Source organism: Rhizobium sophorae (genome assembly GCF_013087515.1).
Taxonomy (GTDB): Bacteria; Pseudomonadota; Alphaproteobacteria; order Rhizobiales; family Rhizobiaceae; genus Rhizobium; species Rhizobium sophorae.
Genome location: NZ_JABFCN010000019.1, coordinates 133,198 through 158,447 on the forward strand (window position 1 = coordinate 133,198; position 25,250 = coordinate 158,447).

Genomic DNA, 25,250 nt, shown 5'->3' on the forward strand with positions numbered 1-25,250 from the left:
TCGGCTGTCAAGCAGCGGGATTAGATCGTCTTGCCGGCGGCATCGAAGACGTGGCAGCGGGCCGGATCGAAGAAGGTCTTCACATTGGCGCCGCGCTCCACCTTCTGCTGGCCGTCGAGCGCGACGGTCAGAAGCTGGTTATCCGGCGTCGTGGTGTAGAGCATGGTGGCGCCGCCGAGATTTTCGACGAGATCGACGTTGACGGTCGAGAGCGTGATTGCGCCTTCGGCCAGCGAAAGATGCTCGGGACGGATGCCGAAGGTGACCTCCTCTCCCGCCTCGCCTCTCAGCCGGCGCGGCAGGCGGACAGAATTGCCGCAGACATGGATGCTGGTTTCGGTCTCGCCGACCTGCTCGATGCGCGCCTTCAGGAAATTCATCTTCGGACTGCCGATGAAGCCGGCGACGAAGCGGTTGGCCGGGTTGTTGTAGAGATCGAGCGGCGCGCCGACCTGCTCGATACGGCCGGAATTCAACACCACGATCTTGTCCGCCATCGTCATGGCTTCGACCTGGTCATGGGTGACATAGATCATCGTATTGCCGAGGCTGCGGTGCAGGCGGGAGATCTCGACGCGCATCTGCACGCGCAGTTCGGCATCGAGGTTCGACAACGGCTCGTCGAACAGGAAGATGCGCGGCTCACGCACGATGGCCCGGCCGATGGCGACACGCTGGCGCTGGCCGCCGGAGAGCGCCTTCGGCTTGCGCTCCAACAGCTTCTCGATCTGCAGGATTTCGGCGGCGCGCTTCACCTTCGGCTGGATCTCGGCCTTCTTGTAACCCGCCGTCTCCAGGCCGAAGGCGAGGTTCTTGTAAACCGACATATGCGGATAGAGCGCGTAGGACTGGAAAACCATGGCGATGCCGCGCTTGGCCGGCGCCACCTCGTTCATGCGCTCGCTGTCGAGCAGCAGCGCGCCGCCCGAAATCTCCTCGAGGCCGGCAATCATGCGCAGAAGGGTCGATTTTCCGCAGCCGGAGGGGCCGACGAAAACGACGAATTCGCCGGGATCGATCGTCAGGTCGATGCCATGGATCACATCCATCGCGCCGTAGCGCTTCTCGACCTTCTGAAGAACGACACTGGTTGCCATCTTCTCAAAACCCTCTCTTTTTATTTTGTCGGTTACTTCGTTCTTGCGCGCCAATCGGCGTATTTCGGACTATCGGGACCGACCGGCAGCGGCACGTCGGCGCCGCTGTCGGAAGACTGGTAGATGGCGGTGACGAGTTCCAGCGCGCGGCGGGCGTCCTTTGTCGTCACCGGCAGCGGCGCATGGCCGCTAAGGAAAGCGTGGAACTGGCCCATCTGCGTGGTGAAACGCGGCGCGACCGGCTGCCAGTCGCCAACCACCTTGTCGATCTGCTCCCGCACGTCGTCATTCGCGGCGATGATCTTCCAGGGATCCTTGCCGGGCGTATAGGGCTCGTGGCTGCTCTCGAAAGTGACATTCTCGAAGTGCAGCCTGAGCCGGCTCAACTGTTCCTGCGAACCAAGCGTGCAGGACAGCGAGACAAAGGCGCCGCTTTCCATCAGCAGGCTGGCGGAGGCACAATCCTCGACCTCGATATCGTTGACGCGGGTGGCGACGCGGCCGAAGACCCTTGCCGCCGGACCCATCAGATGCATCAGCATGTCGTGCAGGTGCAGCGCATGGGTGACGAGAACGCCGCCGAGTTCCGTCGCCCATTTGCCGCGCCAAGGAACGGCGTAATATTCCGGCTTGCGCAGCCAGAAGGTTTCGACCGAAGCGGTATAGGGCTTGCCGGCAATACCGGCGTCGATGATCCGCTTGGCCTTCTGGATGCCGTCGCCGTAACGGTACTGGAAGATCGGCATCAGCACGCCTTTGGCGGCCTTTTCCGCTGCCATGATGGTATCGACGGCAGCAAGCGAGCCCGTCAGCGGCTTTTCGCAGACGACATGTTTACCGGCGGCAAGTGCTGCGACCACCTGTTCCAGATGGATACCGGGAGGGGTGCAGATATCGATGATGTCGATCGTGTCGTCGGCCAGCAATTCCGCGAAGGAAGTCGTGCGTCGTTCGATGCCGAACTCGTCGCCGACCGCTGCCATGCGTTGCTCGTTCAGGTCGCAGACCGCCACGACCTTGAACTTGTCGGAATGCGGCAGGTAACCCTCGACGATATGGGAGCGGCCGATGCCGCAGCCAACGATCGCGACCGTCCTGATGCTCATGTCGCTCTTTCCCGTCATCGCCATCAACGCTTCATGCCCGTCGTGGCGATGCCCTCGATCAGCAGGCGCTGGAAGAACAGGAAGAAGAAGAACACCGGCACGAGCGTCAGGGTCGACATGGCGAACAAACCGCCCCAATCCGATGCGCTGGTGGAATCCACGAAGGTGCGCAGGCCGAGCTGGATCGTATAGGTGTTCATGTCGTTTAGGTAGATCAGCGGGCCGAAGAAATCGTCCCAGGTCCAGATGAAGGAGAAGATCGCGGCTGTTGCCAGCACCGGCAGCGACAGCGGCAGCATGATCTTCCAGTAGATGCGCCAAGCGCTGCAGCCATCCATCATCGCCGCCTCGTCCAATTCGCGCGGGATACCTCGGAAGAACTGCACCATGAGGAAGATGAAGAAGGCATCGCTTGCCAGGAACTTCGGCACGACAAGCGGCAGGATGGTGTTGACCCAGCCGAGATCGAGAAAGAGCACATATTGCGGGATCAGCGTCACGTGATAGGGGATCATCAGCGTGCCGAGCATGATCGCGAACCAGAAATTCCGGCCGGCAAAACGCAGCCGCGCAAAGGCGAAAGCCGTCAGCGAACAGGCGATGACATTGCCGGTCACCACCAGCAGCGAGATGACGAGCGAATTCCAGAAGAACCGGCCGAAGCTGATATCGAGGCCATTCCAGCCGCGGACATAGGAGGAGAGATCGATCGACGACGGGATGAGCGAGGTCGACGAGAAGATCTCGTTTTCCGGCCTGACCGATGCCGAAACCATCCACAACAGCGGATAAAGCATGAGAAGCGAAGCGGCGATCAGCAGCGCATGGATGATGAGCGACGCCGGCAGGCTGCGTTTGGTGATATCAGATGGCGGCCTGGCCGCAGTGACGGAAGCGGTCATCTCAGTCATCGTAGTGCACCCAGTAACGCGAGGTCAGGAAGGAGAAGGCGGTGAAGATCGCGATGATCACCACCAGGATCCAGGCGAGCGCCGAGGCATAGCCCATGCGGAAATTGCCGAAGGCTTCCTGATAGAGGTAGAGCGTGTAGAAGAGCGTCGAGTTGATCGGACCGCCGGTTCCGCCTGATATGATGAAGGCCGGCGTGAAGGCCTTGAAGGCTTCGATCGTCTGGACGACGGCATTGAAGAAGATCACCGGCGTCAGAAGCGGCAGGGTGATCTTGTAGAATTGCCGGAACTTGGAGGCGCCGTCGAGGCTGGCCGCCTCATACATATCCTGCGGGATCTGGCGCAGGCCGGCCAGGAAAATAATCATCGGCGAGCCGAACTGCCAGACGGACAGAGCCACCAGCGTATAGATCGAATAGCTCGGATGCGAGATCCAGCTCGGACCTTCGATGCCGAAATGCGAGAGCGCGGCATTGACGAGGCCATCGCTGGCGAAAAGCTGACGCCAGAGCACGGCGATCGCCACGCTGCCGCCCAGCAATGACGGCAGATAGAAGATGGCGCGGTAGATCGGCAACCCGCGGAGGCCGCGATTCAGCGCCATGGCGACCAGCAATGCGAAGGTCAGCTTGAACGGGACCGAGAAGACGACATAGGTCAAAGTGACGTGCATGGCGGCCGAAAATTTCGGATCCGCCGTGGCGATGCGCACGTAATTCGCCATTCCCACCCACCGCGGCGACTGGAGCATGTCGAAGTCGGTGAAGGAGAGGTAAAGCGACATCAGGGCCGGCCCGAGCGTCAACCCGAAAAAGCCGACGAGCCATGGCAGAAGGAAGAGATAACCGGGAGCATTGGCATTCCAAAGGCGCCGGAAGCGTCCTTCGGCCACGGCCCCCTGATATCTTTCCACATTGATGGCCCCTGCGGGCGTGCGCATCGCATTGCTCATACGGGATCAGCCTCGAGCGAGAATCTGCGTAATTTCGGTGACAAGCTGCTTACCGCCATCCGAAGGAGTCAGCTGTCCGAAGGCTACCTGTTCGGCGATGTTGCGCAGAATGAGCTGGCCTTCGCCTGCGCCGGTTGGCGGCGGGGGCGGCAGTGGGCCGGCAAGATCACCGAGGCCGGCGACATAGTCGAGCGGAACTTTGCCGGTTTCGTCGAGCTTGGTGGCGACGACATCGCGCATTGCCTTCGATTCCGGAATGCCGCGCTCGACGTCGAGGATCACCGCGGCATCCGGATTCTTGACGAAGAAGTTGACGTAGTCGACCGCCAGATCCATCACCTTCGACTGCGCCGAGACGGAGAAGAACATCGATGGCTTCCGGTAATGACCGCCCTTTGAGTCCGGCGTGATGCGCATGTAGTTGGTCAGGGCCAACTTATCCTTGACCATGGCTTGATAGCCTACGAACTGGTTGCTGTGTGCGTAGTCGCAAGCAGCCTTGCCTACGGTGAGGGGGCTGGTATCGATCGTATCCTTGTATAGGGCTTGGATATCAGGGGTGACGCAAGCGCCGGCTTCGCGGAACTTAGCCCACATATCGAACCATTCAGAAGCTTCCTCAGGACCGAAAGCGATCTTCGAGTCCGCCGTATAGAGCGCCTTGCCGCGTTGGCGGAGGTAGTTTTCAAGGGCCGGTTCGACACCGCTGCCGTCGGCAAAACCGAAGTAACCCTTGCGTTTACCGGCCTTGGTCATCTCAGCACCGATCTTGCCGAATTCTTCCCAGGTCGTCTTCTGCGTCGGCATATCGATGCCGGCTTCCTTGAAGGCCGCGGCGTTCACCACGGTTGCGGCCGAGTTGGCGCCGAGACTGACACCATACAAATGGCCATCGACCTTGCCGCCTTCGATCTGCGCAGGATCGAAATCCTCGAGCTGCAGCTTCGACGGCATATAGGATTCCAGAGGGGCAAGGGCGCCGCGCCGGGCATATTCGACAATATAGCGGTAGTCCATCTGGATGATGTCGGGGGCGTTGCGGCCGGCGACCTGAGTCGCAAGTCGTGGCCAATAATCGGCCCATCCGAGAAACTCACCGTTGATGGTGGTGCCGGCATTTTTCGCCTTGTAAAGTTCCGAGACCTTATTGGTGCGATCCGCGCGCGGCTGCGAGCCCCACCACAGGAGACGCAGGCGCGTTTCCTGTGCCAAAGCGCTGGTTCCCAACGCCGAGAGCGAAAGAAGCGTCGCTCCTCCCGCAACGAAATTACGTCTGCTTACACGTAGGCTCATTTTTTCCTCCTCCAAAGGGAAGCGCCTCCACACGCTTCCGAAACCTAGTTACCCTTGCATAAATAACTAATTGGTTACAAGCTACGGGCAAAGCGGCGAGCGTGTCAAGCGGTGTCGCTCGCGGGGCTTTCAAATTCGGTTTTTACAATTTCGCACCGAAGGCTTATGAGCGCAACATATGAAGGCGGAGGCGGAGAAATGAACGACAGCGGCGAGAACGGGGACAAGAAAAGGTCTCGGCGCCCACCCGCGGAACGGACGACCCAACGCGATCCGGAGCGGACGCGCGCCGCTATCCTTGACGCGGCAACCCGGGAATTTGCCGAAAACGGCATGGGCGGAGCTCGTGTCGACGCCATTGCAGAGCGCGCCGGCACCAACAAGCGGATGCTCTATCACTATTTCGGCGACAAGGAGCAGCTCTACCTCAAAGTGCTCGAAGAGGCTTATGTCGGCATCCGCACCGCCGAACGCGCGCTGCATATCGGCGACCGCAGCCCCGAGGAAGGCATTGGCGAACTGGCGCTCTTCACATGGCGTTACTTTCTGCAGCACCCGGAATTCCTCAGCCTGCTCGGCACGGAAAATCTGCATCGCGCCCGCTGGCTGCGCCAGTCCGTCCGGCTCAAGGAATTGCATTCGCATCTGATCGGCGAGCTTTCCGACGTGCTCGAGCGGGGAAAGAAGCAGGGGGTCTTCATCGAGACCGCCGATCCCCTGCATGTCTACCTGACGATCGCCTCGCTCGGTTATTTCTACCTGTCCAACCAGTACACGCTTTCGACGATCTTCGGCCGCGACCTGATCGAGCCGACCCATCTCAATGCCTGGGAAAGACATATCGTCCACGTCACGCTCGCCTCGATCAAGCGCTGAATTTCTAAAATCGGATTTGACTATTGACAGCCGCGCCGCTCTTCTGCCATCAAGTAACTGTTTAGTTACCGGCTCGGGAGGACCGGACGAGGATGCCCGCTCCCGCCGCAAAAATTTGCTGGGAGGAAAAAATGGCACGCTTGGGGATCATCTTGCACGGCGTCACGGGCCGCATGGGTTACAATCAACACCTGGTGCGCTCGATTCTCGCCTTCCGCGACCAAGGCGGCATCGCGCTGAAATCGGGTGAGAAACTCGAGATCGACCCGATCATCGTCGGCCGCAACGGCGCCAAGATGGAAGAGCTGGCGAAGAAGCATAACATCAAGCGCTGGTCGACCGATCTGGATGCCGCGCTCGCCAATCCCGACGACACGATCTTCTTCGACGCTGGCACGACGCTGATGCGCGCCGAACTTCTGTCCAAGGCGCTCGATGCCGGCAAGCATGTCTATTGCGAGAAGCCGATTTCCGACGATCTGCAGGTGGCACTCGAACTTGCCCGCAAGGCGCGCGGCTCCGGCCTCAAGCATGGCGTCGTGCAGGACAAACTCTTCCTGCCCGGCCTGCGTAAGCTGGCGCTGCTCAGGGATTCCGGCTTCTTCGGCAAGATCCTCTCGGTGCGCGGCGAATTCGGCTACTGGGTTTTCGAAGGCGATTGGGGCGTGCCCGCGCAGCGCCCGTCCTGGAACTACCGCAAGTGCGACGGCGGCGGCATCATCCTCGACATGCTCTGCCACTGGCGCTACGTGCTCGACAATCTGTTCGGGGAGGTCAAGGCTGTCTCCTGCCTCGGCGCCACTCATATCGGCCGGCGCATCGACGAGCAGGGCGAGCCCTATGATTGCGACACCGACGATGCGGCCTATGCGACCTTCGAGCTCGAAGGCGGCGCTATCGCGCAGATCAATTCCTCCTGGGCCGTTCGCGTCCGCCGCGACGACCTCGTCACCTTCCAGGTCGACGGCACACATGGTTCGGCCGTCGCCGGCCTGACGAAATGCTGGAGCCAGCACCGCGTCAACACGCCGAAGCCGGTGTGGAACCCGGACCAACCGCAGACGATCGACTTCTACAAGACCTGGGACGAGGTTCCGGACACGCAGGCCTTCGACAACGGCTTCAAGGCGCAGTGGGAAATGTTCATCCGCCATGTCGTCGAAAATGCGCCGTGGCCCTATGGCCTGGAAGCCGGCGCCAAGGGTGTGCAGCTTGCCGAACTCGGCCTGAAATCCTGGGTCGAGCGGCGCTGGCTCGACGTTCCCGCACTGGAGTTCTGAGCCGTGACGACGATCAATCTCCCTCTCGACGGCAAGATCGTTCCCTACACGCTGACCAGCACGCCGATCGCGCTCGCCAAGCGCGACGCCAAGGCCTTTCCGCGCATCGCCTTTGCCGCCGCCCATGTCGTCGCCGATCCGCTCGCCGACAACGATCCCTGGCTGACGCCGGCGATCGATTGGGAGCGCACCCTCGCCTTCCGCCACCGCCTCTGGGATCTCGGCCTCGGCGTTGCCGAAGCGATGGATACGGCGCAGCGCGGCATGGGGCTCGGCTGGCCGGAAGCGCGCGACCTCATCCGCCGGGCGCTCAGTGAGGCGGCCGGCCGCAAGGACGCGCTGATCGCCTGCGGTGCCGGCACCGACCATCTGACGCCGGGACCCGACGTCACCGTCGACACGATCCTCAGGGCCTATGAGGAGCAGATCGAAACGGTGGAGGCGGCCGGCGGCCGCATTATCCTGATGGCGAGCCGGGCGCTTGCCGCCGCCGCCAAGGGGCCGGACGACTATATCCGCGTCTATGACCGGATCCTTCGCCAGGTCAAGGAACCCGTCATCATCCATTGGCTCGGCGAAATGTTCGATCCGGCGCTTGAGGGTTATTGGGGCAACAGTGATCATATCGAGGCCATGTCCACCTGCCTCGAGGTGATCGAGGCCCATGCCGACAAGGTCGACGGCATCAAGATCTCGCTGCTTTCCAAGGAGAAGGAAGTGGCGATGCGCCGCCGGTTGCCGAAAGGCGTGCGCATGTATACCGGCGATGATTTCAACTATGCCGAACTGATCGCCGGCGATGAAGAGGGCCATTCCGACGCGCTGCTCGGCATCTTCGATGCGATCGCTCCGGCTGCCTCGGCAGCCCTCGAAGCGCTCGGCCGCAAGAGCAACCATGAATTCTTCGATCTGCTGGAGCCGACCGTGCCGCTGTCGCGCCACATCTTCAAGGCGCCGACCCGCTTCTATAAAACCGGCGTCGTCTTCCTCGCCTATCTCAACGGCCTGCAGGACCATTTCGTGATGGTCGGCGGCCAGCAGAGTACCCGCTCGCTGACGCATCTGGCCGAACTCTTCCGCCTGGCCGACAAGGCCCGGGTTCTCGCCGATCCGGAACTCGCAACGACGCGCATGAAACAGGTGCTTGCCGTCCACGGCGTCAACTGAAGCACGAGCTGCTGCATAATTTTGCCCTTAAGTGGGAACCGATTTGAGGACAAAATTATGCAGCAATTCAAAGTGCTACAGCGTCCTTTGCGCATCTGAAGAGACGCGCGGCGCTGTAGTGATGGGAGGAGAATGACATGCACGTCGAAGGACTTTCGATCAACCTGGCGACGATCCGCGAGCAATGCGGCTTTGCCGAGGCCGTCGATATCTGCCTGAAACACGGCATCACCGCGATCGCCCCCTGGCGCGACCAGGTCGCCAAGGTCGGTCTCGACGAGGCGGTGCGGATCGTCAAATCGAACGGCATCAAGCTGACCGGGCTTTGCCGCGGCGGTTTCTTCCCGGCGGCAAACGATGCCGACTGGCAGAAAAATCTCGACGACAACAGGCGCGCCATCGACGAGGCGGCCGCATTGTCGGCCGACTGCCTCGTGCTCGTCGTTGGCGGCCTGCCTGATAGTTCGAAGGATATCGTCGCGGCTCGCCAGATGGTGTTCGACGGCATTGCCGCCGTTTTGCCGCATGCCCAGGCTGCGGGCGTGAAGCTCGCCATCGAACCGCTGCATCCAATGTATGCCGCCGACCGTGCCTGCGTGAACACGCTCGGTCAGGCGCTCGACATGTGTGAACAGCTCGGGGAGGATGTCGGCGTTGCGGTCGATGTCTATCATGTCTGGTGGGATCCCGATCTTGCCAATCAGATCGCCCGCGCCGGCCGCATGAAACGCATCTTTGCCCATCACATCTGCGACTGGCTGGTGCCGACAAAGGACATGCTGCTCGACCGCGGCATGATGGGCGATGGCATCATCGACCTCAAAGGCATAAGACGGATGATCGAGGCTGCCGGCTTCTTCGGCGCACAGGAGGTGGAGATCTTTTCGGCCGAGACCTGGTGGAAACGCCCGGCCGATGAAGTGATCGCCACCTGCGTCGAACGCTTCCGGAGCAGCTGCCAGATCTGATTTTCAGTATTTGTTTCATCACGCATGCAGGAGGATCATTCGATGGAGAAACGCCGTTTTGCCCTGATCGGTACGGGAAACCGCGGCACCACCATGTGGGGCAAGGATCTGCTTGCCGGCTGGCGCGAACATGTCGACCTGACCGCGATCGTCGAGAAGAATTCGCTGCGCGGCGAGCGCGCCCGCAACATGATCGGCAGCAATGCGCCGCTCTATGAAGACATCGAATCTATGCTTGCCGAGCAGAAGCCGGATCTCGTCATCGTCTGTACGCCCGACCATACGCATGATGATATCGTCGTGCGGGCGCTGGAGTCCGGTATCGACGTCATTACCGAAAAGCCAATGACGACCTCGGTCGAAAAAATTCGCCGGATTCTGGATGCCGAAAAGCGCACTGGTCGCCGGGTCGACGTGTCCTTCAACTATCGCTATGCGCCGACGGCTGCGAAGATCAAGGAATTGCTGAATGCCGGCGAGATCGGCCGGGTCACCTCGGTCGATTTTCACTGGTATCTGAACACCAAGCACGGTGCCGACTACTTCCGCCGCTGGCATGCCTATACGGAAAATTCCGGCAGCCTGTTCGTCCACAAGGCGACGCATCACTTCGATCTGCTGAACTGGTATCTCGATAGCGATCCCGAAGCCGTTACCTCCTTCGCCGACCTGCAGAATTACGGCCGCAAGGGCCCGTTCCGCGGCCCGCGCTGCAAACTCTGTCCGCATGCGCATGAATGCGACTACTATCTCGATCTCGAGGCTGATCCCTTTCTCGATTCACTCTACGAGGATCCCTCGAAGATCGACGGCTACTTCCGAGACGGCTGCGTCTTCCGCGAGGACATCGACATTCCCGATACGATGGTGGTGTCGCTCCGTTATCGCAACAATGTCCATGTCTCCTATTCGCTGAACACCTTCCAGCCGATCGAAGGCCATCACCTTGCCTTCAACGGCACCAAAGGGCGGATCGAGCTTCGTCAATATGAGGCTCAGCCCTGGGAAGAGCCGAAGGAGGACACGATCCAGCTCATCCGCAATTTCCCTGATGGTAAGGAGGCGGTGGAGCGCATCGTCGTTCCTCATTTCACGGGCGGCCATTACGGCGGCGACGACCGGATGCGCAACATGATCTTCAAGCCCGAAATGGAAGACAAGCTTGCCCAGCGCGCCGGTACGCGGGCCGGCGCCATGTCGGTGCTCTGCGGCATTGCGGCACTGACGAGTTCGCGCACCGGCAAGGTGGTCAACATTGCCGATCTCATGCCTGAACTTGCCAATGACGGTTCGCCAAATTCGCTGAGGACGTCGCGCTGATACCCTTCGCCTAAGCCCTCGACGCGACTCAGGCGATGTTTTCGAGATTTGCCTGATGGATCTGATAGAGCAGCGGCTGGCCGGTCACGAAGCGCTCTATCTCGTCCACCGCCATCTCGCCGAGGCGCGCCCGTTCCAGCCCGATGGCGCCAGCGATATGCGGCGTTAGAAAGACGTTCGGCAAATCATAGAAAGCAGAACCCGCCTCCGGGATCTCCGGATCGGTAACATCGAGGACCGCGTCGATACGGCCGGTCTTCAGTGCCGAAAGCAAGGCGGCCTCATCGATGAGAATGCCGCGCGCCGTGTTGATGAGCGTCGCGCCGTCCTTCATCAGCGACAGCCTTCGCGCATCGATCATATGCTGTGTCGACGGCAGCGATGGCGCATGCAGGGAAACGATATCCGATTGCCGCATCAATTCGTCGAGATCGACCTTTTCCGTTCCGAGGCCGGCGGCCTCGGCGGCATCAAGCGTCGGATCGGAGAGCAACAGCCTGTAGTCAAACGGTTTCAAGAGCTCGATCACGCGCCGCCCGATGCGCGAAGCGCCGACGATGCCGACAGTGCGGCGGTAGTTTCCGATCGCTTCGCGCTGCATCGGATAGGTCCGGTTGCGGTTTCGATCGGCGACGTAGAGATCGCGGAAACGGAAAACACGCTTGCCGGCGAAGATGATCGCCGCCAGCGTGAATTCGGCCACTGGCACGGCGTTGGCCTCGGCCGCATGGCTGACCGGGATACCCGCTTCGAAGATGGCGTCGTCGATGACGCCCTTGACCGTACCCGCCGCATGGACGATCAACTTGAGATGCGGCGCCGCGGCGGGGATTTCAGGCCCGACATAAGGCCCGCCCCAGCCGGTGATCAGGATTTCGGCTTGGGCCAGCAGACGTCTCGCACGCTCGTCGTCGAAGCGCTGCAGCGGCTTGGAATCCAGCAGGCGACCGATGTCGTCCAGCCGGCGCAGGACTTCATCCGGCAGGACATGCTGCGTGCGCGACGGTTGCATGGCAAGGATAATGGCCGGCTGGCTCATGGCATTTGCCCAGGCGCTTCGATGGCGCTGACTGTCACGCCCTTTTCCCTCACCAAGGCTTCCAGCGTTGCGATGTCAGGCGCTTTCGGCGGTGTCGCCCAGGCAGACGAGACGGCAGCGGGATCGTCGAGCGCCAGCACCGCCGTCATCAGGATGGTTTCACCGGGCGGAATCTGCCCGCGCAGCTGCGGCACCAGCGTTTTCGCGACGATCACATTGGTGTTGGGCATTGCCTTCTGGACGAGGCCCGCACGTTTGACCGAAGAGCCGAGATCGAGAATGCCGGTGAAATCGGCTTCGCCGACCGCATAGGCAATCCCATCCGAAGCCGACAGCGTATCCAGCTCGAAGTCCCGGCGGCCGATGGCAAATCCGCCTTCGGCAATCCGTAGCGATCGGCTTGTCCTGATCCGGTGGAGGCGGATATGCCAGGGTGCGGCGGGCACGAGCCAGGTTTCGACGTCGACATCGGCAAAAGGCGACCATTTCGCAAACAGCACCTCGCCTGCGAGCTTGGCTTCTTCATTCGTTTCGCGCACGCGGTAGTGCAGGCCGTCATCGCTGAAGGCAAGCGCTGAATCGAAGGCGGCAAGCGCAAAGGCGCGCTCATCGGCCTCGACGCTGAAGCCGTAGCGGGCGGAATAAGCGAACTTCGCGTATTTTTCCGTGCCGCACCGCATCTGCAGGTTTTCCTGGCCGGAAGACAGCGCCACGACATCGCCGCCTGCCCGCATGATCACCATGCCGGGATGACGCTGGGAGACGATGTCAGGTGCTTGCTCCGGCACTTTTTCCTTCGCCGTCCAGAACGGGTGATCCTCAGCGATCGCCAGCGGCAGGAAGGCCTTGAAGGCCCAGTAGGGCGAGCCGGCGGAATTGTAACTCTCCGACATCAGTAGGTTCGGATAACCGAAACCGATCGACAGCACGCCGTCTCGATCTGCAATCGGCTTATCCTTCCACCAGCGCAGATGCTGCAGGCAGAGATGCTTGACCTCGCCCCAGGGCAGAGCCTCGAGATCGGCAAAGGCAAGCGCCGACCAGAAGCCGGCGCAGGCGAAACGATAGGTCAGGCTGCGGCCGAAGGGGATCGTCGCCCCGTCAGCGGCAAACCAATGCCGGAAATCCCGGGCGAAGAGGACCGCGCGCTCGCGGTAGCGCTTTGCATAATCGTCGTCGACGAGTTTCGAATAGATCAGGCCATAGAAATGCATGGCGAAGGGAATGTAGTGGTCGATACGGCGCACGTTTCCATCGCGATACCAGCCGTCGCCGATATAGAAGCCTTCAAGCTCCTCGAGATATTGCCGTGTCAGGCTGCGGTCGAAATCGGCGTCGAGGCGATCGAGCGCGATATCGACGAAGATCCGGAAGAATTTCCAATTGTTGTCGGCATAATCGAACTGCCTTACATGTTTGAGATAGGCGACGACATTGCTGCGAGCGCGGGCATCGAGCGGCTCCCAGATCTTTTCCGGCACCAGTGCCAGGGCAAAACCGAGAGCGGCAAGCTCGACCATCCGCTGATCGCGGCCATTGACCGCTCCCCAATATTCGGGATGGGCGGGGTCCGTGCCGTTTGCGAGGCCTTCGGCAAAACGATGCCAATCGGCGAAGTCGCCATTGCCGGCGCCAAACGGCGCCAATCCCCACAGCGGGCGGGCGAACCCTTCGAGATCGGCCGCCGCCCGGTCGAAATGGGCGCCGCCGCCATTGAGCCTAACGCGGGCATTGCCCTTCGAGAAACAGGCAAGCAGCGGATCGAAGAGCGCAAGCAGAGCACGGCTCATATCGGCGCGGGTTTCCAGCGGATTGCCTGCGAGCGGGTTGGCGCTGGCGGGATCATAGGTCATCGGCATCACTCACGGGTTTTCGATGTTCGGAACGGTTCCTCCCGGAATGGGAACGACCGCCTGGCAGATATGGCGCGCCAAGGCCGTCCTGTTGCGGAAACGGGACAGCATCAACAAAACGGCTTCGCGCCCGAGGGCGGCGCGGTCGACACGCATGGTGGAGAGCGCCGGATTGGTCATCAGCGCGCAGGGCAGATCGTCGAAGCCGACAATCGCAAAATCCTCCGGCACACGCAGCCCGGCCTCGGTGACGGCCTCGAGCACGCCGACGGCGATGAAATCATTCATGCAGAAGGCGGCGGTAAAACCGGCATTCTCGGCAAGTGCTTCTGCCGTGCGTTCATGCGCCTCCCGGCTGGCGCTGCCTTGAAGGGCCAGGGACACGAGGCGGCCCTCGGCGCCGGCGACGGCGGCGATGGCCGCCTCGAAACCGCGCACTCGCTCCCGGATCGTATGGCGGTGAGAGCCGCTCAAATGCAGGATGCGGCGATGGCCGGCCTTTATCAGCCGGCTGGTCGCCTCATAGGCACCAAAGAAATTAGCCGGCGAAACGCCATCAAACTGCATCCTCGGGTCGGTGCCGTTGACGAGAACGGTGGGAGTCATGCTAGCCTGCAGCCAGCCGCGCAACATGTCGTTCGGATCGATACCGACGAGAAAGAGACCTTCAGCGCTCGCGGTCTGCATATAGTCGCGCACGGCATCCGGCGTGGTTCGATCCTCGCGGACCAGCCGGACTTCGAAAGGCATGCCCGCTTCGGCAGCGCCGGCACGCAGGCCGTCGACGATCGCTTCATAAAAGACGCTGAGAGTGCCGGTGACGCCGTCGCTGGCGATCAGTGCCAGTCCCCCCGCAACGGCTTCGGAAGCAGGCTTGACGGGATAACCGTTCTCGGCTGCCACTTTCAATATCTGCCGGCGCACGCTTTCGCTGATGCCAGGTTCGTTGGCGAGCACGCGTGACACTGTGGAGACCGAGACGCCGGCCAATGTGGCTATATCGGCCTGACGCGGCCGTCTGATTTTTTGGTCGTTCATACAACAAACATTATGCAAATAATGCAAATTTGCAAGAAAATGGTTGGTTCTTGCAATAGAATTTTTTTTGCGTACTCTGTTTGCTGAAATGTCCGGTAAGGCCATTGGAGGATGGCTCCGGGCATATTGGAACAAGGAGGATATCATGCAGGTCAATCGCCGTTCATTCCTGATGGGTTCTGCCGGTGCGGCCGCCGGCCTCGCCTTCGGCGCCGGAAGCGCCATTCCGGCCTTTGCCGAAGACGCACAGCTACGCGCCATGTGGTGGGGGTCCAACGACCGCGCCAAGCGCACGCTTGATGTCGCCAAGCTCTACCAGACGAAAACGCCTGGCGTGACCGTGGTGGGTGAATCGCTCTCCGGCGACGGCTACTGGACGAAGCTCGCCACCCAGATGGCCGGCCGCGCCGTCGCCGACGTCTTCCAGCTGGAGCCCAGCACGATTTCGGACTATTCGAGGCGCGGCGCCAGCCTGGCGCTCGACGAATTCGTGCCCGCGACGCTGAAGGTCGATAGTTTCGGCGCCGACATGCTGAAGCTCACCACCGTCGACGGCAAGCTCTACGGCGTCGGTCTCGGTCTCAACTCCTTCTCGATGTTCTTCGACACCGTTGCCTTCGAAAAGGCCGGCCTGCCGTTGCCGACGCCCGATCTCACCTGGGAAGAATACGCCAAGCTTGCCGTCGAACTGACGCAGGCAGCCGGCAAGGAAGGTTTTGCCGGCGGACCGTACGCGGCCCGCTACGCCTATGTTTTCGACGCCTGGCTGCGCCAGCGCGGCAAGAGCCTCTACCAAGGCGGCGCCCTCGGCTTCAATGCCGAAGACGCCAAGGAATGGTTCAGTTACTGGGAAGAGCTGCGCAAGAAAGGCGGCACTGTCGCCGCCGACGTGCAGACGCTCGACCAGAACACAATCGACACGAATTGCCTGGCCCTCGGCAAATCGGCGATCGGCATGGCCTATTCCAACCAGATGGTCGGCTACCAGCTGATCATGAAGAACAAGATCGGCATCACCACCCTTCCGCGCGAAAAGAAAGGCGGGCCGTCTGGCCACTATTACCGTCCGGCGCTGATCTGGAGCATCGGGGCCACGACCAAACACGCCGAAGAGGCGGCGAAATTCATCAATTTCTTCGTCAACGATGTCGAGGCCGGCAAGATCCTCGGCGTCGAGCGCGGCGTGCCGATGTCGCCGACGGTGCGCGAAGCCATCCTGCCCCAGCTCAACCCGACGGAGCAGGAAACGGTCAAATACGTCAATCTCCTCAAGGATCAGGTCGGCGAGTATCCGGCGCCGGCGCCGATGGGATCGACGCAGTTCGATCAGCGCGTGCTGCGCCCGATTTGTGACGAACTCGCCTTCGAACGGGTCTCGCCCGCCGATGCGGCAACCCGGCTGATCGAAGAGGGTAAGGCAACGATCAAGGGATGATCGGTCGCCGGACATGAGAGGAGAGGCCCGCAACACCCCGGCGGACCTCTCTTTTTTCAGAATGTCAGTTGCCCAGGCTTTCGACCACGCGCCAGTCCGGCCGGCCGAGATTGAAGGGCCAGGCATGCACATCCCGGTCGTTGAAATAGACCACTTCCTGCAGATTCGGGAAGGCGCTCTGCTTCAACGTGGCGGTTTCGATCCAAGGCTTCATATAGGCGTCGCCGCCTTCATAACCGAGTTCCGCTACCCAGATGGGCTTTCCGTAGCCGGCAACGAGACCATAGCCCTGCTTCAACGCTTCCGAGAACGTCCGGTGCTCATTATAGGCAAGCTCGTCATAGCGCTGCAGGCCGAAGACCGAGAGTCCGACGAGATCGACATAATCGTCGCCGGGATAATAGGCCTCAAGGCCAGGCTCTCCCTTCGGCGACCACATGATCTCTGTGCCGGGCGCCTCCTCGCGGACGATATCCATCATCCGCTTATAGGCCGTGATATAGTCCTGCGGGCTCCAGCCGGACCACGAAAACCGCCCCGACTTGTCTTCCATCTCCTGCCCCCAGCGGACGATCACCGGGCTTTCCAGCTCAGATATCATCTGTGCGATCGCACGCATGTTGACATCGTAGTCGCCGCGCAGGACCTTTGCGCGGAGCTCAGCGGAGGTCAGCCGCCAATCGACGTCCCAGGACCAGGGCTCCACGGTGATCAGCAGGTTGCGGCCTCTGGCCTGCGCATAGGCATCGGCGACGCGCAACGTCTCGAGGTCGACGTCCTCCCATGGCAGGAACAGGGCTTCGGTCGCGACATTCGCCTGCGCGCCGAAATCGCCGTGGGGATCGTAGGCACCGAACTTGATGCCGCCGGCGTGAAGCACGGGGCGCTTGTCGATGATCGTCCGCACGGCCGCGGCCGGGTTCGGGGCAATGCCGGCATATTGCACTTCGCTTCGGCCCGGCAGATCCGCGACACACAGTAGCAGCAGCGCTATCGCGGCGGTCGAGAGGTGGTTTTTTATCAGCTTCTTCACGGCTCACCCTCCTTTTCGGGCTACTTCCTGGCTCAGCAGGATCTGCTTCACTTCGCTTGCCTTCGCGCTCACGGTATCGGCGGGAACAAGCTTCTGGAATTCATCATCCTGACGGACCGATGCGTGGCGGAAGACATACCATTCGCCGTTCGGCTGGCGCCGCTGGTAGATCGTGTTGCCGATCTTGCGATGTCCGAAACAGGTGCTGGCGCGGGCCGCACCCTCGGCATTCGTCCAGGTGGCGCGCATGCAGAGCTGGCCGAGATCGTCGACCACCCATCTGCCTTCAGCAAAGGATGGATTCCCCTTGTCGTTGCTCCAGGCGACGAACCGCCGGCCGTCATCGAAGAAACGGCCGCCGCCGGTGTTCCAGGTCCAGGTCTTGTCGCCGTAGATCCGATAGAGCTCATAGGCGCTGAGCGGCGTCGGCGCCTTCTTTTTGGCCACCTCGACGCCGTGCGCTGCCACCGGCAGGCACAGGCTGAGAGCAAGCGCTGCTCCCCATAGTCTCGATCCGATACTCATTACTTCCTCCATACTCGACACTTGCCGGTTCCGCCGGCTCACGCACCCTGTTCGTCTCGGCCGGTTCTGCCGAAACCATTCCATCTCAGGTGGAATTTCACGATCCTGGTCTTGCCGCCGCCGAGGCCGGCGCCGGCCACGGCAAATTGCGTTTCGGTGAAACTGACGAACGTCTGGCCATGCGAAAGAGCTTCGAGGCCGCGCAGGCCGTGGCTCCCCGCCTGCGTGCCGCCGGCGACAAAAATCGCAAGCCCGGTGGCTGTAGCAAGCCACAGCCCGCGCGATTGCGGCAGCCGCGGCAGATCGTTTTCGACCGCATGGCGCACGACGATCAGTACCGTCAGCGACAGGTAGACCGAGAGGTTGATCATGGCGAAAACATAAAAACCCTGGGCGGCCGCGGCATCGGTCGCAAACATCATTGCGGCGGCGGAAAGGCCGGCGAGCCCGATATAGGGCGCGATGACGCGCAGCGGCAAAGACCGCTGCTGCTGCCTTCCCTTCGGCGTGATGCGGAAATCGACGAAGGAGCCGGAGATATGGTCGCGAACAGCGGCAAGGCTGCCGGCGAGCGACCATGGCCAGCGCAGAAAGATGAAGGCAAGCCCTTCCCAGCCGAGCAGTTTCGCATTGTGCGGCCTGAAGGTTGCCGTTGCCCGCCAGAAGAAGGCAAACAGCGTCACCACGATCGACATCGGCACGAAATGCAGCAGGAAATCCGGATAGGTGACATTGACGAAGACACGGCCCGTCAGCAGCGCGGCAACCGGCAGCAGGAACATCATGGCCATGAAGGCGGAAAAGAGCGGGTACCAGAGTTGCGAGAACACGAACTGGAACCTCAGCCGCCAGGGCAGGCGCATGATGTGGCGGTGCGAATGCTGCAACAGAATGGTGACCAGGCTGCGCGACCACTGAAATTCCTGGACGACGAGGTCGGTGAAATTCGCCGGTCCGTCGCCATGCGCGATCGCATCGACGGCATGCACGCCACGCCAGCCGCCGGCATTCATCATCAGCGTCGTCGAATGGTCTTCCGCAAGTTCCGGGCCGAGGCCGCCGATCTGACGAAGGGCGGCGGTGCGGACCGCATAATGGGAGCCGATGCAAAGGGGCGCCCAGCCATTATTGTAACCCGTCTGCAGCGAACCATGCAGGCTTGCCTCCGCATAGAGCCTGCCACGCGCCGCCCAGCTTGTCCCGGCATTGGCATCGCAAATGCTCGGAGCGGAGACATAGCCGATCTCAGGATCGGCGAAGGGGCGCAGAACTTCACGGAGGTAGGTCGGCGTCGGCACATGGTCGGCATCGAACTGGGCGACGAAATCGTAGCGCGCATAGCCGAAGTGGTCATAGAAATAGGCAAGGTTGCCTTCCTTGCAACGCGTCCGGCGCGGCCAGGTGGTGCGATGATACTCCGCCACATCCTTTCGGCTGGAGATCAGCACGCCGTGCGCCGCACACCAGCGCCTGGTTTCCTCCGAGGGGTCCTCGTCGGCGAGCCAGACATCGAAATCGACGCCGATCTGGTCGAGCATCGCCTGCAGCGTGGCGCGGACGACGGCGAAGGGCTCGGACGGCGCCTTGGTGACGACCATAGCCACCCGCCCTTCCGGCAGCTGCGCGCGAGGGCTGACCGTCCTTGCATCGAGGAAGATCAGGATAAAATAGGCCGGCACGAGCGTTATCCAGGCAAGCACGAGGGTGATGAGCACGAAGGCGGCCCAGGAAATGATATGGGCGAACTGGCACCACCAGATCCAGAAATAGCCGAGTGCCGTCAGCCAGCAGAGGATGCCGAAGCCATAGGCGACCCGGTTCCAGCCGGTGAAAACAGGATCGAATGCATCGGCCGCGGTAGCGGCTTTCGCCATCCCGACGCCGTGGCCGATTTGCGAAGCGTCGCTCATGCCGTCATCTCCAGTCCGAAGGTGGGACCGGCGGTGCGGATGATCGTATCGATATCCGAGAAAACCGGCGCGAAGCCGAGTTCCGCTTTCGCCCTTGCGGTATTGGCAAAGAGGATCGGCGGATCGCCGGCGCGGCGGGAGCGATAACGAACGGGGACTTCGCGGCCGCTGGCGCGATGGATCGCCTCGAGAATCTCGCGCACCGAGGTGCCCCGGCCGGAGCCGAGATTGACGCTGAGCGAGCCGCCGTCCGCCAAGAGATGATTGACGGCGGCGAGATGCGCCTGCGCGAGATCGCTGACATGAATATAGTCGCGAACACAGGTTCCGTCCTCGGTCGCATAATCGGTGCCGAAGATATCGAGCCGCTCCAGCCTGCCGGCGGCGGCGAGAAGAGCGCGCGGGATGAGATGGGTCTCGGGGTGATGACGCTCGGCGAGCTCGCCGTCTGGATCTGCTCCGGCCGCATTGAAATAACGCAGTGCGGCGAAGCGGATGCCGTAGGCGGCGGCAAAATCCTCGAGCGCCATTTCGAAGATCAGTTTGGTGCGCCCATAGGGATTGACCGGGTGCTGCGGGCTTTCCTCCCGTATCGGCAGCGAGGCGGGAACGCCATAGGTGGCGCAGCTGCTCGAAAAGACGATCCGGTCGATATCCTGATCGAGGCAGGCCTCGAGCAGTGTCAGACTGCCGACGACGTTATTCCGGTAATATTTCCTGGGCATGTCGACGGATTCGCCGACATAGGCATTGGCGCCACAATGGATGACGCAATCGGGCGAAAACTCCTCAAGAGTCCGGCGCAGCGTGGCTGCATCGGCAAGTTCCGCCCGGATGAGCGGCCCCCAGCGGACACTGTCGGCATGTCCCGTCGAGAGATTATCGTAGGTAACCGGGATCATGCCGGCGCGCGACAGCGCTTTGCAGATATGACTGCCTATGAAACCGGCGCCGCCGGTGACGAGAATGTAGCGGGGCATCTCATACGACCTCAGCCTTCTCTGTGCCGGCGAGCAGTCCGTCGAAATAGTCGACGGTGCGAGCCAAGCCGGTTTCGAGCCCGATGCGGGGCTGCCAGCCCAGCTCGGCCATGGCCCGGGAAATATCCGGCCGCCGCTGACGGGGGTCGTCGGTGACCGCAGGCAGGTGGACGATCCGGGAACGCGAGTTCGTCAGGTCCCGGATGACTTCCGCCAGGCGCCGAACGGTCATTTCGGCAGGATTGCCGAGGTTGATCGGGCCGTTGCAGGCGCTGCCGGCAACCGAAAAACGCAGGAAAGCTTCGACGAGATCGTCGACGTAGCAGAAAGAACGGGTCTGCTGACCATCGCCATAGATCGTCAGATCCGCGTTGCGCAGGGCCTGCACGATGAAATTGGAAACCACCCGCCCGTCGTCCAGGCGCATGCGCGGTCCATAGGTGTTGAAGATGCGGCCGACCTTGATGTCGACGCCATAAGTCCTGTGATAATCGAAAAACAGGGTTTCGGCGCTGCGCTTGCCCTCGTCGTAGCAGCCGCGCGGTCCGATCTGGTTGACATAACCGCAATAGGATTCGTGCTGCGGGCTGTGGATCGGGTCGCCATAAACCTCCGACGTCGACGACTGGACGACGATCGCACCGGTCTTTCGCGCACAATCCAGGGTGTTGACGGCGCCGAGCACATTGGTGAGCAGCGTTCCCACAGGATCCCGCTGATAGTCGGGCGGAGAGGCCGGAGAGGCGAAATTGAAGATAAGCGACGCTTCGATGTCGAAGGGCTGGCGAACATCATGCTCGACGATGTGGAAGCGAGTGTTCGACGCAAGGTGATCGACATTCGCGCGGCGGCCGGTGGAAAAGTTATCGAGGCATATGACACGGTGGCCGCGCTGCAGAAGCCTCTCGCAGAGATGTGAACCGAGGAAACCTCCCCCGCCATTCACAAGAACGGTGCGCAACGCTTGCGCGACCGGTATGCCTGACACTTCAGAATAGCTTTCGCTGGGAACGAAACTACGCATTACAAACTCCTTCCCATGTATTTAGTCTTTTGATTTATTTATGCACATCAAGTCTTCCTTATCCGTCTGGATGTTCGTGAACCCCCTATCAAGACATGAATAACTTTATAGTTATTCTTCACATAACTGATTTACTACTCAAATGATAAGACGATTAGCGTGAAGATCAACTTTAAAAAGTTCTAGTATCCAAAATAATTACACAAGTATTCTTCAAGATAACGGATGATTAATCACACTTAACCCTTCTCCGCGACAATGCTCTCGCCCGCGCTCAAGCTTCACTCAACGCAGCTAATATAAAAGGGAAGACGGGAGATTGGCTGCGCTCAGCTGCACCGCCGGTCTTGCATCCGGAAGCGCCATATGCGAGGGGTTTTGGCATGTTGAAAAAACAAGATGCAGCGCAGATGAAAGGCCGGCGTATCCGCTCGGCGATGTTTGCCTGGGGAACGGCGCTTCTTGCGATCGGACCGACGGCCTGCACGGTCGTCGGCGACGATATCGCGGTCGTCGCGAAGAAGAATATCGCCGTGGTCGAGGCGCCGCGCGTTTCCAAGGCCTATGCCTATCCGGCAAATCGGGCCGAGCGCCCGGCGGGGGCAACGGTCCGCACCGTAGCCTATCATGGCTCGGCGCCCTATATCTGCTCTCCAAGCGGCTTCGGACAGAAGTCACGCTGCTTTGCACGCCCCTCGATCTGAAGCAAAAGCGTCAGGTCAATTGCGCCAACGGCCGGACATATCGTCTTCACCGCCGGGATGCTCATTGAAGAAACGGGACGCAGCTTCCGTGCGGTTTCGGACATTCATCTTCTTGTAGATGTTGCGGACGTGAACCTTCACGGTATTTTCGGAAAGATGTAGCTTGTCGGCGATGATCTTGTTCTGCGTGCCCTTGCATATGAGATCCAGGATCTGAACCTCCCGGGTGGTCAAAGCGGAGATGCTGTCGCGTCTCAGCTTGAGCGCATTGCTGCGGGCCGCATCGACCGATTTTGTCTGATAGAGCGAAGGCTCCAGCTGGGCGTTTTTGTTGGTGAGACGATTGAGAAGTGCTGACGGAAAATGTTCGCCGCCCTTCATCAGCAGGTCCACTGCAGCCATGAAGACATCAAGCCGCAGGTTGAGTGGCAGGACGCCATCGATGATCCGCGCTTCTACCAGCCGGCTGACATAGGGCTCGAGCATGTCGATAGCTTCGACGACAAGTCCGATCGAGGTTTCAGGGTGGTTTTCGCGGGCAGCCTGCAGCGCTTCATGAAGCTCCGGGCCGGGTATATGATAGAATAAAACGAGTTTCAGATCGCTGGCATCTTTTTCCAGTATCGGCTTTGTACTCGTTATGCTTGCCACTTCACAGTTCGGAAATTTCTTTGCCAGTGCTTCTACCATGCATTCTGAAAACAGATCCGCCTTGGCTACCACTAGTATAGTATCTCCGGACGAACTCAACTTCCTCCCTTGGTCCGCATTCTCCATTCCTGAGCCTGTCATGAACATATACGCCTCCCCTAGCGTTACACTTTACTCAAACGTGGAGCGATGGCGGGTATTAGATAGTATGAAATGCCGGCCCCGAATGTCATCGCCTTATTTTTTAGACATTTCTTAATTATGTTAATACGGATTGAGAAGGAAGGAAATGGCCCAAAGTAATTAGTTTTGGCGGACGAAAAACGACACGATACAAATCTTCGGTTGTATTTTCACCGCAATAGATACTTCAAGGCTATATTTTCTCCGACTATAGAAGAACAGTTGAGTGTAATATTTCAGTACAAATTGTCATATTTCCGTCATGCAGGACGAGCCGGATATGAGACAGGGAAAGGACGAAAGGTGCCCCTCAACCCTGCGGCGAATGCCGGGAGCCCCGGATTATCGCTGCTCGCCGACGCCGCCGCCGACAGATCTTAGCGCTCCGACGACAGGAGCTTTCCGAGGGCTATTCGGGCAGGGCAGATCCTCCTTAGCCCGAATTGGTGTCTATCGGATCCGCATTTTTTCCAGCATCCTGTGATCGTCGTCCAAGTGGCGACATGGAAAAGCCAGGCATCGTTATGCGTTCTTGATGCTGGCCTCCATTATAGGGCAACTCAACGAAAAGAAAACCTGACTACTCCCATCCTTTGCAGGATTCGGAGCCGGATATGTGCGGCCTTGTACTGAGTACGTACGTTCCCAATACCAACGGTTTGATCAACAAATCGCGAGGAAGCTGCAGATGAATAGTATCGAATACATCTGCCGATGTTAACCGCATCGGAGCTAGCGCGCGTAAAATCCCATTTGAGATGAGAGGGATTTCGAAAAGCTGCTCCGGTTTTTTTCTGGAGAGAGTGCAATGTCTGACGACTACAAGCACGACCCGAAATCCTCGGGCGACGAAACCGAAATCACAAAGGTCGGGGCGCTCGCCGACGGCTTTGCCAACAGTGCCATCAATTCGACTGAAATCGACGACGGTTCGACCGGTTATGTCGGCGGCCTCGCCAATGGCGACAATCGCGACAATACCGACAACAGCGTCGACGTCGACGTCAAGGCGGAAATCGATGTCGCTACCAACAATGGCGACAACCGCGACAACGAATACGACTGGAGCTACAAGTCCGACGACGATACGAGCACCAAGACCACGACGATCACCGATACCGACACCAAGACCGACTACGACTGGAGCTATGACAGCAAGTCGTACAGCGACAACGACACCAAGACGATCACGGACACCGATACGAAGACCGTGACCGATACCGACATCAAGACCGTTACCGAGACGGATACGGATACGAAGACGGTTACCGACAGCAACAACACCTCCGACAGCTTCAACAAGACGGACACAGACTTCGCCGTCATCGAGGACGTCAAGGACTCCAATCTCGGCGTTGCCGGACACGACCTCACCTTCAACCTCGGGGACGACTTCTCCTTCACTCTCGACGTCGACAGCATTCTGAACAATTCGCTGACCGGCGAAGGCAATGACAGCGGCTTCAGCGCCGTCCAGGCGAACCATCTGGCCGACCAGGATAGCGCCTGGAACATCAAGATGGAGAACGAAGGAGCCCAGAACCACCTGAATGCCAATGGCGGCACCGCCAATAGTGCAGAAGGCCTGGACATGGACGGCAAAGGCTGGGATCTCAAGGCCGGCGACGACGCCGCTGGTTCGAGCGCGGCCGATGCTTCGGCGATCCTTGCCAATTCCGGCTTCCACCTCGAGCTCGTTCAGGGTGCGAACCTGCTCAGCAATACGGTCGACTCCAGCGTCATCGGCGGCAATTCTCACGCCTCCGACGTCGGCGAGGATACCGGCACCTGATACTGACCTCCAACGACCAAGAGGAACTGCACCGGCTCCGCCGGTGCAGTTTGACTGCTTGAAAACGATTTGACGACCACACCACGGCTCCCGGCGGGCGCCCCTTAGGCCGA

22 protein-coding genes are annotated in these 25,250 nt (G+C 60.4%); 8 read left to right on the forward strand and 14 right to left on the reverse strand.

Annotation, left to right across the window (positions count from 1 at the left end; translation table 11 throughout):
* Window positions 1-20: 20 nt before the first annotated feature.
* The 5 genes from G9X64_RS11920 to G9X64_RS11940 are packed head-to-tail and all read right to left on the reverse strand — an operon-like array spanning window position 21 to window position 5,359.
* Window positions 21-1,097 (reverse strand): ABC transporter ATP-binding protein, encoded by a 1,077-nt coding sequence (locus G9X64_RS11920; protein ID WP_171376595.1) that lies wholly within the window; start codon window positions 1,095-1,097, stop codon window positions 21-23.
* A gap of 32 nt (window positions 1,098-1,129) precedes the next feature.
* Window positions 1,130-2,227 (reverse strand): Gfo/Idh/MocA family protein, encoded by a 1,098-nt coding sequence (locus tag G9X64_RS11925; RefSeq protein ID WP_171376596.1) that lies wholly within the window; start codon window positions 2,225-2,227, stop codon window positions 1,130-1,132.
* Window positions 2,227-3,114, reverse strand: a complete 888-nt coding sequence (locus G9X64_RS11930) for a carbohydrate ABC transporter permease (RefSeq protein ID WP_131643888.1) — start codon at window positions 3,112-3,114, stop codon at window positions 2,227-2,229. The genes G9X64_RS11925 and G9X64_RS11930 overlap by 1 nt, the downstream gene beginning before the upstream one ends.
* Window positions 3,107-4,066, reverse strand: coding sequence for a carbohydrate ABC transporter permease (locus tag G9X64_RS11935; RefSeq protein ID WP_168312050.1), 960 nt, complete (start codon window positions 4,064-4,066; stop codon window positions 3,107-3,109). Before G9X64_RS11935 ends, G9X64_RS11930 begins: the two co-directional genes overlap by 8 nt.
* A 6-nt stretch (window positions 4,067-4,072) precedes the next feature.
* Window positions 4,073-5,359 (reverse strand): ABC transporter substrate-binding protein, encoded by a 1,287-nt coding sequence (locus G9X64_RS11940; protein ID WP_168317292.1) that lies wholly within the window; start codon window positions 5,357-5,359, stop codon window positions 4,073-4,075.
* 198 nt (window positions 5,360-5,557) lie between these two features.
* Here G9X64_RS11940 and G9X64_RS11945 point away from each other — a divergent pair, with 198 nt between their 5' ends.
* From G9X64_RS11945 to G9X64_RS11965, 5 genes are all read left to right on the forward strand, one after another.
* Window positions 5,558-6,235 (forward strand): TetR/AcrR family transcriptional regulator, encoded by a 678-nt coding sequence (locus G9X64_RS11945; protein WP_168290922.1) that lies wholly within the window; start codon window positions 5,558-5,560, stop codon window positions 6,233-6,235.
* 131 nt (window positions 6,236-6,366) lie between these two features.
* On the forward strand, window positions 6,367-7,515 hold the full coding sequence (locus G9X64_RS11950) for a Gfo/Idh/MocA family protein (RefSeq protein WP_171376597.1): 1,149 nt from the start codon (window positions 6,367-6,369) through the stop codon (window positions 7,513-7,515).
* A gap of 3 nt (window positions 7,516-7,518) precedes the next feature.
* Window positions 7,519-8,682, forward strand: a complete 1,164-nt coding sequence (locus tag G9X64_RS11955; RefSeq protein WP_171376598.1) for a dihydrodipicolinate synthase family protein — start codon at window positions 7,519-7,521, stop codon at window positions 8,680-8,682.
* 137 nt (window positions 8,683-8,819) lie between these two features.
* On the forward strand, window positions 8,820-9,650 hold the full coding sequence (locus G9X64_RS11960) for a sugar phosphate isomerase/epimerase family protein (protein WP_168317295.1): 831 nt from the start codon (window positions 8,820-8,822) through the stop codon (window positions 9,648-9,650).
* Between the two features lie 42 nt (window positions 9,651-9,692).
* Window positions 9,693-10,970 (forward strand): Gfo/Idh/MocA family protein, encoded by a 1,278-nt coding sequence (locus tag G9X64_RS11965; RefSeq protein ID WP_171376599.1) that lies wholly within the window; start codon window positions 9,693-9,695, stop codon window positions 10,968-10,970.
* 28 nt (window positions 10,971-10,998) lie between these two features.
* Here the strand turns inward: G9X64_RS11965 and G9X64_RS11970 are convergent, their stop codons facing one another.
* Genes G9X64_RS11970 through G9X64_RS11980 form a run of 3 tightly spaced genes read right to left on the reverse strand, consistent with a single transcriptional unit; the run spans window position 10,999 to window position 14,900 of the window.
* Window positions 10,999-12,009, reverse strand: a complete 1,011-nt coding sequence (locus tag G9X64_RS11970) for a hydroxyacid dehydrogenase (RefSeq protein WP_168317297.1) — start codon at window positions 12,007-12,009, stop codon at window positions 10,999-11,001.
* Window positions 12,006-13,862: a DUF2264 domain-containing protein gene (locus tag G9X64_RS11975; RefSeq protein WP_168317298.1), complete on the reverse strand. Its 1,857-nt coding sequence runs from the start codon at window positions 13,860-13,862 to the stop codon at window positions 12,006-12,008. Before G9X64_RS11975 ends, G9X64_RS11970 begins: the two co-directional genes overlap by 4 nt.
* Window positions 13,863-13,871: 9 nt before the next feature.
* A complete protein-coding gene (locus G9X64_RS11980) occupies window positions 13,872-14,900 on the reverse strand; it encodes a LacI family DNA-binding transcriptional regulator (protein ID WP_168317299.1) in 1,029 nt (342 codons plus the stop codon).
* A gap of 145 nt (window positions 14,901-15,045) precedes the next feature.
* Between G9X64_RS11980 and G9X64_RS11985 the strand changes: the two genes are divergently transcribed.
* Window positions 15,046-16,335 carry an ABC transporter substrate-binding protein gene (locus G9X64_RS11985; RefSeq protein WP_168312041.1) on the forward strand — a complete coding sequence of 430 codons (1,290 nt, stop codon included), beginning with the start codon at window positions 15,046-15,048 and terminating at the stop codon, window positions 16,333-16,335.
* Window positions 16,336-16,399: 64 nt separating this feature from the next.
* Here the strand turns inward: G9X64_RS11985 and G9X64_RS11990 are convergent, their stop codons facing one another.
* The 5 genes from G9X64_RS11990 to G9X64_RS12010 are packed head-to-tail and all read right to left on the reverse strand — an operon-like array spanning window position 16,400 to window position 21,807.
* Entirely contained in the window at window positions 16,400-17,368 is a 969-nt protein-coding gene (locus G9X64_RS11990; RefSeq protein WP_171376600.1) for a glycoside hydrolase family 26 protein, read from the reverse strand.
* 3 nt (window positions 17,369-17,371) lie between these two features.
* A complete protein-coding gene (locus tag G9X64_RS11995; protein ID WP_171376601.1) occupies window positions 17,372-17,893 on the reverse strand; it encodes a DUF995 domain-containing protein in 522 nt (173 codons plus the stop codon).
* A gap of 38 nt (window positions 17,894-17,931) precedes the next feature.
* Window positions 17,932-19,803 (reverse strand): glycosyltransferase family 2 protein, encoded by a 1,872-nt coding sequence (locus G9X64_RS12000; RefSeq protein WP_171376602.1) that lies wholly within the window; start codon window positions 19,801-19,803, stop codon window positions 17,932-17,934.
* Window positions 19,800-20,783, reverse strand: a complete 984-nt coding sequence (gene galE / locus G9X64_RS12005; RefSeq protein ID WP_171376603.1) for a UDP-glucose 4-epimerase GalE — start codon at window positions 20,781-20,783, stop codon at window positions 19,800-19,802. Before galE ends, G9X64_RS12000 begins: the two co-directional genes overlap by 4 nt.
* A gap of 1 nt (window position 20,784) precedes the next feature.
* Window positions 20,785-21,807, reverse strand: coding sequence for a UDP-glucuronic acid decarboxylase family protein (locus G9X64_RS12010; protein WP_171376604.1), 1,023 nt, complete (start codon window positions 21,805-21,807; stop codon window positions 20,785-20,787).
* A 383-nt stretch (window positions 21,808-22,190) separates the two neighbouring features.
* Between G9X64_RS12010 and G9X64_RS12015 the strand changes: the two genes are divergently transcribed.
* Window positions 22,191-22,511, forward strand: a complete 321-nt coding sequence (locus G9X64_RS12015) for a hypothetical protein (protein ID WP_171376605.1) — start codon at window positions 22,191-22,193, stop codon at window positions 22,509-22,511.
* Window positions 22,512-22,526: 15 nt separating this feature from the next.
* Here the strand turns inward: G9X64_RS12015 and G9X64_RS12020 are convergent, their stop codons facing one another.
* On the reverse strand, window positions 22,527-23,309 hold the full coding sequence (locus tag G9X64_RS12020) for a helix-turn-helix transcriptional regulator (protein ID WP_168312034.1): 783 nt from the start codon (window positions 23,307-23,309) through the stop codon (window positions 22,527-22,529).
* A gap of 844 nt (window positions 23,310-24,153) precedes the next feature.
* On the opposite strand from G9X64_RS12020, the gene G9X64_RS12025 reads away from it, so the two are divergent.
* Window positions 24,154-25,137 carry a fibrinogen-binding protein gene (locus tag G9X64_RS12025; protein ID WP_171376606.1) on the forward strand — a complete coding sequence of 328 codons (984 nt, stop codon included), beginning with the start codon at window positions 24,154-24,156 and terminating at the stop codon, window positions 25,135-25,137.
* The last annotated feature ends 113 nt before the right edge of the window (window positions 25,138-25,250 follow it).